The 12817-nt window shown below is 61.5% G+C and carries 12 protein-coding genes and 1 pseudogene; 2 read left to right on the plus strand and 11 right to left on the minus strand.

The features are described 5' to 3' along the window. Nucleotides 1–12: 12 nt before the first annotated feature. The 11 genes and pseudogenes from phnK to LIX91_RS25735 all read right to left on the minus strand — a co-directional run. The gene (phnK, locus tag LIX91_RS08420) at nucleotides 13–834 is read right to left on the minus strand and encodes a phosphonate C-P lyase system protein PhnK (RefSeq protein ID WP_004412614.1); all 822 of its coding nucleotides are present in this window, start codon (nucleotides 832–834) and stop codon (nucleotides 13–15) included. Then, nucleotides 831–1715 carry an alpha-D-ribose 1-methylphosphonate 5-phosphate C-P-lyase PhnJ gene (locus tag LIX91_RS08425; RefSeq protein ID WP_004412612.1) on the minus strand — a complete coding sequence of 295 codons (885 nt, stop codon included), beginning with the start codon at nucleotides 1713–1715 and terminating at the stop codon, nucleotides 831–833. The genes phnK and LIX91_RS08425 overlap by 4 nt, the downstream gene beginning before the upstream one ends. Continuing rightward, nucleotides 1712–2791 (minus strand): carbon-phosphorus lyase complex subunit PhnI, encoded by a 1080-nt coding sequence (locus tag LIX91_RS08430; protein WP_226488332.1) that lies wholly within the window; start codon nucleotides 2789–2791, stop codon nucleotides 1712–1714. Before LIX91_RS08430 ends, LIX91_RS08425 begins: the two co-directional genes overlap by 4 nt. Further along, on the minus strand, nucleotides 2791–3387 hold the full coding sequence (gene phnH / locus LIX91_RS08435; protein WP_226488333.1) for a phosphonate C-P lyase system protein PhnH: 597 nt from the start codon (nucleotides 3385–3387) through the stop codon (nucleotides 2791–2793). The genes LIX91_RS08430 and phnH overlap by 1 nt, the downstream gene beginning before the upstream one ends. After that, a complete protein-coding gene (gene phnG, locus LIX91_RS08440; protein ID WP_004418042.1) occupies nucleotides 3387–3851 on the minus strand; it encodes a phosphonate C-P lyase system protein PhnG in 465 nt (154 codons plus the stop codon). The genes phnH and phnG overlap by 1 nt, the downstream gene beginning before the upstream one ends. Before the next feature lie 14 nt (nucleotides 3852–3865). Continuing rightward, on the minus strand, nucleotides 3866–4585 hold the full coding sequence (gene phnF / locus LIX91_RS08445; RefSeq protein ID WP_226488334.1) for a phosphonate metabolism transcriptional regulator PhnF: 720 nt from the start codon (nucleotides 4583–4585) through the stop codon (nucleotides 3866–3868). A gap of 36 nt (nucleotides 4586–4621) precedes the next feature. Continuing rightward, on the minus strand, nucleotides 4622–5410 hold the full coding sequence (gene phnE, locus LIX91_RS08450; protein ID WP_201417751.1) for a phosphonate ABC transporter, permease protein PhnE: 789 nt from the start codon (nucleotides 5408–5410) through the stop codon (nucleotides 4622–4624). Between the two features lie 28 nt (nucleotides 5411–5438). Then, nucleotides 5439–6449 (minus strand): phosphonate ABC transporter substrate-binding protein, encoded by a 1011-nt coding sequence (phnD, locus tag LIX91_RS08455; RefSeq protein ID WP_003396071.1) that lies wholly within the window; start codon nucleotides 6447–6449, stop codon nucleotides 5439–5441. Between the two features lie 44 nt (nucleotides 6450–6493). After that, a complete protein-coding gene (gene phnC, locus LIX91_RS08460; RefSeq protein ID WP_226488335.1) occupies nucleotides 6494–7327 on the minus strand; it encodes a phosphonate ABC transporter ATP-binding protein in 834 nt (277 codons plus the stop codon). 238 nt (nucleotides 7328–7565) lie between these two features. Next, the gene (locus tag LIX91_RS25730; RefSeq protein ID WP_373366181.1) at nucleotides 7566–8330 is read right to left on the minus strand and encodes a methyl-accepting chemotaxis protein; all 765 of its coding nucleotides are present in this window, start codon (nucleotides 8328–8330) and stop codon (nucleotides 7566–7568) included. Between the two features lie 93 nt (nucleotides 8331–8423). Beyond that, a pseudogene (locus tag LIX91_RS25735) lies at nucleotides 8424–9455 on the minus strand (cache domain-containing protein); the annotation flags it as partial. Between the two features lie 333 nt (nucleotides 9456–9788). Here LIX91_RS25735 and LIX91_RS08470 point away from each other — a divergent pair. Both LIX91_RS08470 and LIX91_RS08475 read left to right on the plus strand, forming a co-directional pair. Then, a complete protein-coding gene (locus LIX91_RS08470; RefSeq protein ID WP_032702845.1) occupies nucleotides 9789–10616 on the plus strand; it encodes an HDOD domain-containing protein in 828 nt (275 codons plus the stop codon). Nucleotides 10617–10786: 170 nt separating this feature from the next. After that, nucleotides 10787–12763, plus strand: coding sequence for a DNA topoisomerase III (locus LIX91_RS08475; protein ID WP_100071994.1), 1977 nt, complete (start codon nucleotides 10787–10789; stop codon nucleotides 12761–12763). The last annotated feature ends 54 nt before the right edge of the window (nucleotides 12764–12817 follow it).

Consider the following 12817-nt stretch of genomic DNA (forward strand, 5'->3'; position numbering starts at 1 on the left):
GGACAGTGCGGCTCATGGCTGCAATACCGAGGACACCAGCAGTTGCGAATACGGGTGCTGCGGGTCATCGAGAATCTGGTCGGTCAGGCCGCTTTCGACCACTTCCGAGCGACGCATGACCATCAGCCGGTCAGCCAGCAGCCGCGCGACTGCCAGATCATGGGTGACGATGACCACGGCCAGATCCAGTTCGCGCACCAGCCCGCGCAACAGATCGAGCAAGCGGGCCTGCACCGACACGTCGAGCCCGCCGGTGGGTTCGTCCATGAACACCAGTCTCGGGCTGGAGACCAGATTGCGGGCGATTTGCAGGCGCTGTTGCATGCCGCCGGAAAAGGTCCGCGGCAGATCGTCGATGCGCTGCGGATCGATCTCCACCTGGGTCAGCCAGTCCAGCGCGGCACCGCGCAACTGCTGATAATTGCGTACCCCCTGCGCCATCAGACGCTCGCCGATATTGGCACCAGCCGACACGCCCATGCGCAGGCCATCACGCGGATTCTGTTCGACAAAGCCCCACTCGGTGCGCAGCAAGGTGCGCCGCTGCGCCTCACTGGCGCTGTACAGGTCGAACCAGTCGCCCTCCTTGCTGCGATAGTCGATGCTGCCGCGATCCGGCGGGCAACGTCCGCTCAACAGCGAGAGCAGCGTGGATTTCCCCGAGCCGGACTCGCCGACGATGCCCAACACCTCGCCGGGGTACAGATCGAAACTGACGTCCTGACAGCCCTTCTGCACACCGTACAGACGGGTCAGGCCGCGTACTTTGAGCAGCGGCTGCACAGCCTCGGGAAGGCGCTCGCCCGCCGCGTCCAATGAACGTGCACTGATCATCGGTCGTTCTCCTGCTGTTTGACGCGCTGGGCGCAGTAATCGGTGTCGGAACAGACAAAGCTCTGCGTCCCGGCATCGTCGAGAATCAGCTCGTCGAGAAAGGAATCATGGCTGCCGCAGATCGCACAGCACTGCTCCCAGCGCTGCACCTCGAACGGGTGATCTTCAAAGTCCAGGCTCACCACCTGCGTATACGGTGGCACGGCGTACAGACGCTTTTCGCGCCCCGCACCGAAGAGCATCAATGCCGGGCTCATGTGCAGCTTGGGGTTATCGAATTTGGGAATCGGCGACGGGTCCATCACATAGCGCTCATCGACCATCACCGGGTAGGCGTAACTGGTGGCGATATGGCCGAAGGTGGCGATGTCCTCGTAGAGTTTGACGTGCATGACGCCGTAATCATCCAGCGCGTGCATGGTCCGGGTCTCGGTTTCCGAGGGCTCGATGAAACGCAGCGGCTCGGGAATCGGCACCTGATAGACCATGATCTGATCGGCGTGCAGCGGTGTTTCCGGGATCCGGTGACGGGTCTGGATGACCGTCGCCTCGGGCGTGCGCTCGGTGGTGGCGATGCCGGCCGTGCGGGCAAAGAAACGCCTGATCGAAACCGCGTTGGTGGTGTCGTCAGCGCCCTGGTCGATGACCTTGAGCACATCATCGGCGCCCAGGATTGCCGCGGTCAGTTGCATCCCGCCGGTGCCCCAGCCATACGGCAGCGGCATTTCGCGCCCGCCAAACGGCACCTGGTAACCGGGGATCGCCACCGCCTTGAGCAAGGCGCGACGAATCATGCGTTTGGTCTGCTCGTCCAGATAAGCGAAGTTGTAGGCCTCATCCCGTGCAGGCCTTTGTGTGGTGTTGATCGGTGCATGAGTCATTGGTCGCTCCCCGGTTTCGGTGCAGACTTGCGCAGCTTGCGGATCAGCTCCAGCTCGGACTGGAAGTCGACGTAATGCGGCAGCTTGAGGTGCGAGACGAAACCCGCCGCTTCAACGTTGTCGCAGTGCGCCAGGACGAACTCTTCCTGCTGTGCCGGTGAGCGCACTTCTTCGTTGAATTCCTCGGCGCGTAGCGACCGGTCCACAAGTGCCATACCCATCGCCTTGCGCTCCGCGTTACCGAACGCCAGGCCGTAACCCCGGGTAAACTGCGCGGGTTCGCTGGCCGAGCCGACGAACTGATTGACCATCTCGCATTCGGTGACTTCGATGTCGCCAATCACGATCGGGAAACCCAGTTCTTCAGGTTCGATCCAGACTTCCACCTCACCGATACGGATTTCCCCGGCGAACGGGTGATTGCGGCCATAACCGCGCTGGGTCGAATAACCCAGCGCCAGCAGAAACCCCTCATCACCACGCGCCAGTGCCTGCAGGCGCTGGGCACGACTGGACGGATACTCCAGCGGCTCGCGGGTGATGTCCGCCACCCGCTCACCGTCGTCGACTTCGGGCTTCATCAGCCCTTCCTTGGCCAGCAATCCGAGCACTCGCGGACAGGGCTCCAGCGTGGCGTGCGGGGTGACTTCCGGGCCCGGGTGCTCGCCTTCGGCCAGCAAGGTGAAATCCAGCAGGCGGTGGGTATAGTCGAAGGTCGGCCCGAGCAATTGGCCGCCGGGGAGGTCCTTGAACGTGGCCGACAGGCGACGGTTGAGCTGCATGTTCGAGGTGTCGATGGGCATGCTGGCGCAAAAGCGCGTCAGCGTGGTGCGATAGGCGCGCAGCAGGAAGATCGCTTCGATCAGGTCGCCCGCCGACTGCTTGATCGCCAGCGCAGCCAGCTGCGGGTCGTACAGCGAGCCTTCGCTCATGACCCGTGCTACCGCCAGCGGCAGTTGCTGACGAATCTGCTCGACGTCGAGTTCGGCAATGCCGGTGTCGCCACGACGCCTGCTGGCCAGCAGGCGGTGAGCGTTATCGATGGCCTGTTCGCCACCCTTGACTGCGACGTACATCAGGCACACTCCTGCACGCGAGTGCTGCGTGGCAAGCCGAGCAGTCGATTGCCCGAGACAAAGAACACATCCAGACCGCAAGGGAAGACATTACGTGCTTCACGTGCGGCCCAGAAACCTTCATCCAGCGGCAGGGCCACCGATTGGTGTCGCTCGATGCCCGGACCGCTCCAGGCAAGCATCCGCCCGCCTTCCAGGTCAGGCAGCTGGATCAGCAAGGTGCAGGACTGATCCGGGTAGCGGTCATTGCCGGTATCGAAATCGTGCAGTTGCAGGGCAGTCGATGCATCGAGCAACGCGAAGCGCGCTGCGTGCCGCTCAGTGACAATCGGGCTGCCGCAATGAAAGGCAATGTTCGCGCGAATCGCCGGGGTATCGAATGCCGGCGCCAGCCACACTGGCGTGTCCAGGTCCAGCAACGCCAGGCACAAGGCGTGGGTTGCACTGTCCAGCCCCTGCAAGGCCGGCGGCTGGTGCGCGCTGGGCAAGGTCTGGATCACGCCCGGCCCGGACAACGCCTTGAGGGCGACACGAAAACTGCGCTGGGCATCCAGTACCGGATCGGTGAAGGCAGGTTGCAAAAGGACGGCATTCATCAGTCTTCTCCTCGGACCAGGGTAAAGAATTCGACTTTGGTGGCAGCGGCCTCGGCGTCCTTGCGCGCCCGACGCTCGGCTTGCGCACGCGCCAGCGGCTCGATCAGTTCGGACAGCCACCAGGCCTGCTGCGCGCCCTGCAAATGCGCGTCGGCCAAAGCCGCCAGTTCAGCGTGGCGCTTATCGCGTCCAGCCAGATAGCTGTAGCCGGTGCGCCCATCGGCCAGACGCACCACACAGCGCGTCACGCTCATTTCGCCGAGGTTGAAAGCTGAACCAGTGCCGCCCATACGGCCGCGCACCAGGGTCATGCCGATTTCCGGGGCGCGGATCATCTGGTAATCGGTGTCGCGTAGCGCCGCTTCGTGGCGGTTCAACTGCTCGCGGCTCGGCTGATCGGCATGAGCGCGGGCCAGTACGCCCATCCAGTGCTGACGCGCCGTTGTTTCGGGAGTTGCTTGCATGGAACACCTCGGTGTCAGGTCGTCTTGAAAGGAGTCGCCACTTGATACTGGAAGCGATCGGCGCGGCTGACCGAGCGGGAAAGCTCCACCGGCTGCCCCGCCGGGTCACAGGAAACCGTCAGTACGGTCAGCGCCGGCATGTGTCGGGGCATCAGCAACCACGCGGCCTCTTCGCGGGACGGCAGGCGTGCGCCGATCAGGCTCTGCGCACGGCTCAACGGCAACTCGCGCTCAGCAAGGTACTGGCGCACCGAGCCGCCGCGGTAATCGGCCAGCAAATCGCTGTAACGGGCGCTGTAGCGGTGGAAGATCAGGCTGACCGCCTGGCCGTCCAGTTTGCGCAGTGTCTGCAGTTCGATCAGCGGCGCGTGCTCGTCCACTCCCAGATGCTGGGCATCTTCACGGCTGGCCTGACATTCCTGACGACGCAGCAGGATCGCTTCCACGCCCAGGCCCTGCGCCGACCAGGATTTGCTGTAGGCGCTGTCAGCCTGCATCGGATAAATCAGCGGACGCTCCAGCACTTGAGTGCCTTTGCCCTGACGTCGCAACACGCTGCCCTCACGTACCAGTTCATCGACCGCGCGGCGAATGGTGTGGCGGTTGACGCTGAAGCGCTCGGCCAGCTGGAATTCGGCGGGCAGGAAATCGCCGGGCTGATAGGTGGTCAGCTCTTCACGCAAGATGTTGGCGAGCTCGTGGTAGATCGGGCTAACTTGTCTAGACAACTGCATGGTTAAAAAAAGTGTTCATTGAACACCCCTCTTCTGTCAGATGAATTGCTTGCGCAGACGCTGCGACACAATGTCGATCACGCTTACCACAACGATGATCACCAGCAGCACGGCGCTGGTCTGGACGAACGCAAAGGCGCGAATGTTTTCCCAGAGGATAACCCCGATGCCCCCTGCGCCGACCATCCCGACCACAGTCGCCGAGCGCACATTGGATTCGAACCGGTATAGAGCATAGGAGATCCACAGCGGCATGACCTGCGGGATGACCCCGTAGATGACTTCCTGCAAGGCGCTGGCACCGGTGGCGCGCACCCCTTCGACCGGTCCGGGCTCTATGGCTTCGACAGCCTCGGCGAACAGTTTGGCGAGGACCCCGGTGGTGCTGATCCACAGCGCCAGCACCCCGGCGAACGGCCCCAGCCCGACGGCGACCACGAACAGCATCGCGAAGACCATCTCGTTGATCGAACGAAAAGCGTCCATGCAGCGCCGCAGCGGCAGGTGAATCCACCACGGCGTGATGTTCTCGGCGCACAGAATGCCCAGCGGTATCGAGCAGACAATCGCCAGCGCCGTGCCCCACAGAGCAATCTGGATAGTCACCAGCATTTCCTTGAGGTAACTGCGCCACTCACGGAAGTCCGGCGGGAAGAAATCGGCGGCGAATGTGGCCATGTTCGACGAGTCGCGAACCAGTGCCATCGGGTTCATTTCTGCGCCGTGCCAGGCCCAGGCCAGTGCGGCGAGCAACAGGCCCCAGCCCAGATAACGGGACCAGTTGGGTTTGCCCGCAACCTGGGTGTAGGCAACATGAGTGGTCATGACGAACTCCTGATCGTGAACGGCTGGCTCAACCTGCGGAGCTGCCTGCGGTTTTCTGGTTCAGCTCGGTGATGCGCTCCTGCAATTTGCTCAGGCTGGCATCGATATCCTTGAGGCGGGCGGCTTTCTCCTGCTCGTCCAGCGTGGTGCTGGCCACCACTTCGGTGCGCTGCTTGAACAGTTCGAGTTGGCGAATGGGCAACAACTGGTCGTCGCTGGACTTGAGAAACTTGCCCATCTGCATGTTCTTCAGCACGGTTTTCTCTTCATCGGTATTGCCGTAACTGGTGAAGAATTCACGAATCTTTGCCTTGTCCTGGTCCGACAGCGCCTTGCTCCAGACAATCGGGTCGGCCGGGATCAGCGGCGATTTCCAGATCACCTTGAGTTGCTCGACCTTGTCGGGCTGAGTCACGGCCAGGCGATCCCAGCTTTCGGTATTGAAGGTCGCAACGTCCAGCTGCCCCTTGGCAACACTGAGGGCGTTGACTTCATGACTGGAGTTCAAGGTGCGCTTGAAGGCGGTGGACGCATCGACATGGTTTTTCGCAAACACGTAATAACCTGGCACCAGATAGCCCGAAGTGGAGTTCGGGTCACCGTTGCCGAAGGTCAGGCTCTTGGCGTTCTTGAGCATGTCTTCGACGTTATTGATCGGGCTGTCCTTGCGCACGATCAGCAGGCTCCAATAGCCCGCGTCACCGTTGGCGGCGGAGGTCTGGGCAAAGATCTCGCCGTTGGAGCGGTCCACCGCTTCCATCGCCGCCTTGTTGCCCAGCCAGGCCACGTCCACCTTGTTGAAGCGCATGCCCTGAATCAGGCCGGCGTAGTCCGAGGCGAAGGTGGCATTGACCTTCAGACCGGTCTTGCGGCTCATGTCATCGAGAAACGGCTGCCAGATACTTTTCAGGTTTTGAGAAGACTCGGTGGACATGATGCCGAAATTGATGGCTTTTTCTTCTGCGGCCTGGACCGTGCCCAACGCGCAGGCAGTCAGCAAGGCGGCAGAGGCGAGAAGACGACCGATACGCTTGAACATGCAGGCTCTCCGGAAAATGTCAGGTGGGGGATGTTGAAAGGACGTCAGACCTTGGCCAGCGTCAGGCTGGCTTTTTGCCGCACGCGCCGGCTTCGCTCGGTGATCATCAGACTCGCGTCCGCGTCTGCACCGTAGAGGTCGTTGAGAAACTGTTTGCTGAGGTCCTGCGCCATACCATCAAAATGGATGCGCCCCGACTTGAGAGCCACCGCACGCGGGCAATAGCGCACGGCATAATCGACCTGGTGCAGGGTCACCACGACCGTCTTGCCGTCGCGGCGGTTGATGTCGGCGAGGATTTCCATGACGCGGCGGGCCGATTCCGGGTCCAGCGAGGCAATCGGTTCGTCGGCGAGGATCACTTCGGCGCGCTGGGTCAAGGCCCGGGCTATCGCCACCCGCTGCTGCTGACCGCCGGACAGGGTCGAAGCCCGTTGCGCGGCAAGGTCCGCCAGCCCGACCCTTTCCAGCGCGGCCATTGCACGCTGTTTTTCCTCGCTATTGAACAGCGCCAGACTGCCGCGCCAGCGCGGCATGCGCCCCAGACAACCGAGCAGGACGTTGTCCAGCACGCTGAGGCGATTGACCAGATTGAATTGCTGGAAGATATAACCGATGTCGGCGCGCAGACGTCGCACCTGGCTGTTGAGGCGGCCGGAGGACTGAACCTCGCGCCCAAGCACCTGAACCTGACCACCATTGCTGCGATCGCAGCACGCCAGGCCGGCGAGATGCCGAAGCAGCGTTGACTTGCCCGAACCGGAAGCGCCAATCAGCGCGACCATCTCACCGGGTTGTATAGACAACGCAAGGTCAATGAGCGCGCTTTTGTGGGAAAAGGTCTTGTTCAGGCCTTGTACATGAATGGCTTCGTTCATGAGGCTTCTCGGTCTGTGCACGACCCGGGACAGGTCGCATTTGGTTGTCAACCAAACTGAACCTGTGTTGTTGCAGCCTCATGAACCGCGAGTGACCAAGTGATAACAGTTTGTCGCCAATCGTGTGGCAACGGACAGCGGTGACCGTCATCCGCTGCATTGCCACGCAGGAGCGTGAGAACGAACGGCGACCAGGCAGCCGCTCCCGTTACGGCAGAGCGGCGCAGATGCAGCCGGATCAGATCCGGAAGCTGCCCACCAGTTGCTGCAGACGCGCAGCCTGCTCTTCCAGCGAGTTGCAGGCATCCAGGGTCTGGCGCAGGTTGTCGACGCCCAACTGGTTGAGGGTGTTGATATGGGTGATGTCGACATTGATCGACTCGACCACCGAGGTCTGCTCCTCGGTTGCCGCCGCGACCGACTGGTTCATACCGTTGATCTCTTCGATACGGCGGGTCACGCTGCTCAGACGCTCGCCGGCCAGGTTGGCGATGCCGACGCTGTCCTCGCTCTGACGCTGGCTTTCGGTCATGTTGGTCACTGCGTCGCGCGCGCCTACCTGCAGTTCTTCAATCATGGTCTGCACTTGCTGGGCAGAATCCTGAGTGCGGTGCGCCAGGTTGCGTACTTCGTCGGCCACTACCGCGAACCCGCGCCCTGCTTCACCGGCACGCGCCGCTTCGATGGCTGCGTTGAGCGCCAGCAGGTTGGTCTGCTGGGAAATGCTGGTGATTACTTCGAGAATCTGCCCGATGTTGGCGGTCTTGCCATTCAGGCTTTCGATGTTCACGCACGACTCGCTGATCTTCCCGGACAGCTCGTTCATCGCCTTGATGGTCTGCTGCACGACATTCTGACCGTCGGTGGCCAAGCCGCTCGCATCGCTCGACTGCTGCGAGGTGCGCGCCGCATTCTGGGCGATTTCCTGGGCTGCGGCGCCCAATTCGTTGATCGCCGCCGCCACGCTTTCGGTACGGTTGGACTGCTGGTCCGAGTTGCTCATGGACGCGTTGGAGACCTTGACCACCCGAGTGGCAACCTCGCCCAATTGCGCGGCAGTCGAGGCCACTTCACGGATCGAGGTGTGAATACGCTCGACGAAACGGTTGAACGACTCGGCCAGTTCACCGAACTCATCCTGCGAAGTGATGGCCAGACGCTTGGTCAGATCGCCCTCGCCGTCAGCGATATCACGCATCGCACGGCCCATCTGATGCAAGGGCTGCATCAACACGCGAATCAACAGACCCAGCAGCAGGATGATCACCACCACCACTACCACCATGGCCGTGATGGCCGAGGCACGGAACTCGGCCAACATGGCGTAGGCGGAATCCTGCTCGAGTACCAGTGCCACGTACCAGTTGGCCGTCGAAACACCTTGAACAGGCGTGAAAGAAATGATTTCCGGCTTTTTACCGGAGTCGATTTCGGTCACACCGGTGGTAATTTTCGGCGTATTGGTCGGGTAGGCTTCACTGATGTTCTTGAGCACCAGTTTGCTGTCCGGGTGCACCAGGATTTTGCCGTCGGCACTGACCAGAAATGCATAGCCATGGCCATCGAAGTTCAGCGAGTTGATGATCTTGGTGACGTTGTCCAGAGCGATATCGGCACCGGCCACGCCCACGAACTGATTCTGGAACTTGACCGGTGTGGCCATGGTCATGACCAGCTTGCCGGAAGATGCCGCGATGTAGGGTTCGGTCACAATGGTGCCGGGCGCATTCTGTGCCGCCTTGTACCAGCCACGCGCACGCGGGTCGTAGTCAGCGGGGCGATTGGCGGACGGCACCGAGAACATCACGCCGTCGGTGCTGCCAAAGTAGCTCAGCTGAAAACTGTCGGTGTAGGCAGGCAGGCCAATGGCGCGCTGCAACTGTGGCAGTTCCTTGCCATCCGCGGCGATTTGCTGCGACATCGACTGCAGCAATTGCATGCGGCTTTCCAGCCAGGTCTGAATATTCTGCGTGGTGAGCGTACCCAGTTGTTGCAACTCGGACTTGACGCTGGATTTGAGTGACTGACGCTGGCGATAGTCATTGACGACAATGAACACGCTGAACGCAACAACCACAATCAATGCAGCGGCAAGAAGGATTTTCTTGCTGAACCCCAGACTCTTCATAGCGGATACTTCCACGGCAAAAAACCAATAAGGACGATCTCTGGATCGCCAATCAAACTTCACAACGGTGCCGTCTATTTCACGTTACAACCCACAGGCCGTTCAGCAACCGGAGCCGATACACCTGCCGCGGCGTCAATCACCAGGCAGATCCGAGTATCGAAACCTTACAGAGACGCTTGTATCGCCATATCGGCGCAATCCGCGAGTCCTTGATTATTTTTTTCGTCGCAGGTCGAGACGTCCTTCCCACAATCGACACTCAAGCGTGCAGAACAGGAAAAACTGGCTATGGTTGAAATCATCCCCCGCCCTGCACAGGATGGCCTCGCCATGCCAAGTATCGAGCAACTTTTTGACGGTTTGCATAGCCTCCCGAGTATTCCCAAAGTGGCTCAGGACTTGATGCTGCAATTTGACAATCCCGCTTCCAACCTGGAAAGCATTGCCCGCAATATAGAAAAAGACCCGGTGATTGCGGCCAAGGTATTGCGCTTGGCCAACTCGGCGCGCTTTCGTGGTTCGAGGGAATCCTCGAGCATCGAAGACGCGGCCATGCGCCTGGGTTTCAATACACTGCGCACGCTGGTAATGGCCTCGGCAGTGACCGGTGCATTCAAGGCCGGGCCGAGTTTTGATCTCAAGGGGTTCTGGCTGAAAAGCTTTCAGGTGGCAGGGATCTGCCGGATGCTGGCGAAACAGACCGGTGCCGACCCTGAAATCGCCTTTACCTGCGGGGTCATGCATAACATCGGTGAGTTGCTGATCCAGACCGGCGCGCCCGATGTCGCCGAGCGCCTGAACAACGCCGCCAAAGCCGGGACGCCAGGGCGTGCAGCCAGCGAAACCCTGCAACTGGGTTTCAGCTACCCGGAAGTCGGCGCAGAACTGGCCCGTCGCTGGCATCTGCCCCAGGTCATTCGCGACGCAATCGCCTATCAGGCGACTCCGCTGAACGCACCGAAGGACGCGTCTTTACCGAGGATCGTCGCCCAGGCCATCACCATTTCGGACGCGCTGGAGGCCCACGGCGGCGCGACACCTCAGGCGCAACAGGCGTCAGGCGGGCCGCTGATGGAAGGCATCGATCTGGACGCGCTGTTTGCCGGGTTGCCAGCGGTGCTGGAAGCCGACAAGGCGTTTTCCGAATTGTTGAGCTGAGCCACCGGCAACTCTACAGGCTGAACCGCGCATGCGGGCATGGCGTCGAGCGGTCCATTGCTGAGGCCGCACAGTGCATTTATCTGTATATCCATACAGATAAAACTTGCCCGCTACGCATTCAACGTTCATCCTTGCAGCCCTTGCACCGGTAATCGACGACGGTAGTCATGCGGCTGTTTCTCTGCGAAAAACCTTCCCAGGCCAAAGACATTGCGGCTGCGCTCGGCGCAAACCGGCGTGGCGACGGCTGCTGGGTGGGTGCCAATGCGACGGTGACCTGGTGCATCGGCCACCTGCTGGAAACCGCCCCGCCCGACGCCTACGATGCACGTTACAAACGCTGGGTGCTGGAAGACCTGCCCATCGTGCCGGAAAAATGGAAGATGCTGGTCAAGCCCAGAACCGCCAGCCAGTTCAAGGCAGTCAAACGGCTGCTGGGTGAAGCCCGGGAACTGGTGATCGCCACCGACGCCGACCGTGAGGGCGAAATGATCGCCCGCGAACTGATCGAGCACTGTCGCTATCGCGGGCCGATTCAGCGTCTGTGGCTGTCGGCACTGGATGACGCCTCGATCCGCAAGGCGCTGGCGGCGCTCAAGCCCGGTGCCGATACGTTCAGCCTGTATCACTCGGCACTGGGACGATCACGCGCCGACTGGCTGATCGGCATGAACATGAGCCGTCTGTTCACCCTGCTGGGTCGACAATCCGGTTATCAGGGCGTGTTGCCAGTGGGCCGTGTACAAACCCCGACCCTGCGACTGGTCGTGGACCGTGATCGCAGCATCGCCAACTTCGTCCCGGCGCCCTACTGGGCGATTGACGTCAGGCTGCTGCATGACAATCAGGCCTTCATTGCCCAGTGGCGCGCACCCTCGGATGCCTGCGACGATCAGGACCGCTGCCTGAACCAGGCGCTGGCGCAACAGGCTGCGCACGACATGCGCGCCGCTGCCAGCGCACGACTGGTCAAGCTGCGCACCGAGCGCATTCGCGAAGCCGCGCCCTTGCCGTTCGACCTGGGCACCCTGCAGGAAATCTGTTCGAAGAAGCTCGGGCTCGGCGCGCAGGAAACCCTCGACATCGCCCAGTCCCTGTATGAAACCCACAAAGTCATTACCTACCCGCGCAGCGATTGCGGGTACCTGCCGAACAGTCAGCACGGTGAAGCCGCAGGCATCATCGCGGCACTGTGCAAGGCCGACCCTGCACTGGCAGGCCTTTCCCCGCACCTCGACCCACAACGTCGGTCACGCGCCTGGAATGACAGCAAAGTGACGGCCCACCACGGCATCATTCCCACCGCGGCGGTGCGCGGCGTAGAGCGTCTGACCGGTAAACCGCGAGCGGTGTATACCTTGATCAGGGCGCGTTACCTGGCTCAGTTTCTGCCCAACCATGAATACGACCGCACCCAGGCTGACTTCGACTGTGCGGGCCACGCGCTGCGTGCGGTGGGCAAGCAGATTGTCGAGCCTGGCTGGAAGCGTGCGATGCCCGAAGCGCTGGCCCCGGCCAAGGGTCGTGAAGCGCCTGCACCGCAGCCGTTGCCGGCATTGTTTCAGGGCTGCGAGTGTGCAATCGCCGAGGTCATCCTCAAGGACCTCTGGACCCAGCCGCCGAAACCGTTCACCGAGGGAGACCTGATCAAGGCGATGAAGAACGTCGCCAAACTGGTGGAAGACCCGCTGCTCAAACAGAAGCTCAAGGACACCACCGGCATCGGCACCGAAGCCACCCGCGCCGGGATCATTCAAGGCCTGCTGGACCGTGGCTACCTGACCAAGCAGGGTAAATCGCTGTGCGCAGCACCGGCAGCCTTCAGCCTGATCGACGCGGTGCCGCGTGCCATCGCTGACCCGGGCACCACCGCCATCTGGGAGCAGGCGCTGGACATGGTCCAGAGCGGCGAAATGAGCCTCGAAGAGTTCGTTGCCAAACAGGCGGCGTGGATGAGCAAACAGGTCAGCCGTTGCGTCGGCATGCGTATGAGCATCAGCGGGCCGGCCAGCCCGGCAGGCGTTGCGCCGCCCTGGAAGAAAAAACGCAAGACCACAAAGCGCGTCGCCAAGACCTCCACCGCCACAGCGGACACTGCGGCGAAAAAGCCGCGGCGTGCTGCCAGACCGGCCGCCAAGGCGTAGGCCGCAACGGCGATAGCCAGATCAGCCATTGCACATTCAAGCGTTACGAACAGG

Origin of the sequence: Pseudomonas sp. B20 (assembly GCF_020515755.1) — a bacterium.
GTDB classification, from domain to species: Bacteria; Pseudomonadota; Gammaproteobacteria; order Pseudomonadales; family Pseudomonadaceae; genus Aquipseudomonas; species Aquipseudomonas syringae.

Excerpts from the sequence above, each read along its gene's own strand:
- phnK (WP_004412614.1), bottom strand. The coding sequence starts at position 834 with ATGATCAGTGCACGTTCATTGGACGCGGCGGGCGAGCGCCTTCCCGAG.
- LIX91_RS08425 (WP_004412612.1), bottom strand. The coding sequence starts at position 1,715 with ATGACTCATGCACCGATCAACACCACACAAAGGCCTGCACGGGATGAG.
- LIX91_RS08430 (WP_226488332.1), bottom strand. The coding sequence starts at position 2,791 with ATGTACGTCGCAGTCAAGGGTGGCGAACAGGCCATCGATAACGCTCAC.
- phnH (WP_226488333.1), bottom strand. The coding sequence starts at position 3,387 with ATGAATGCCGTCCTTTTGCAACCTGCCTTCACCGATCCGGTACTGGAT.
- phnG (WP_004418042.1), bottom strand. The coding sequence starts at position 3,851 with ATGCAAGCAACTCCCGAAACAACGGCGCGTCAGCACTGGATGGGCGTA.
- phnF (WP_226488334.1), bottom strand. The coding sequence starts at position 4,585 with ATGCAGTTGTCTAGACAAGTTAGCCCGATCTACCACGAGCTCGCCAAC.
- phnE (WP_201417751.1), bottom strand. The coding sequence starts at position 5,410 with ATGACCACTCATGTTGCCTACACCCAGGTTGCGGGCAAACCCAACTGG.
- phnD (WP_003396071.1), bottom strand. The coding sequence starts at position 6,449 with ATGTTCAAGCGTATCGGTCGTCTTCTCGCCTCTGCCGCCTTGCTGACT.
- phnC (WP_226488335.1), bottom strand. The coding sequence starts at position 7,327 with ATGAACGAAGCCATTCATGTACAAGGCCTGAACAAGACCTTTTCCCAC.
- LIX91_RS25730 (WP_373366181.1), bottom strand. The coding sequence starts at position 8,330 with ATGAGCAACTCGGACCAGCAGTCCAACCGTACCGAAAGCGTGGCGGCG.
- LIX91_RS08470 (WP_032702845.1), top strand. The coding sequence starts at position 9,789 with ATGCCAAGTATCGAGCAACTTTTTGACGGTTTGCATAGCCTCCCGAGT.
- LIX91_RS08475 (WP_100071994.1), top strand. The coding sequence starts at position 10,787 with ATGCGGCTGTTTCTCTGCGAAAAACCTTCCCAGGCCAAAGACATTGCG.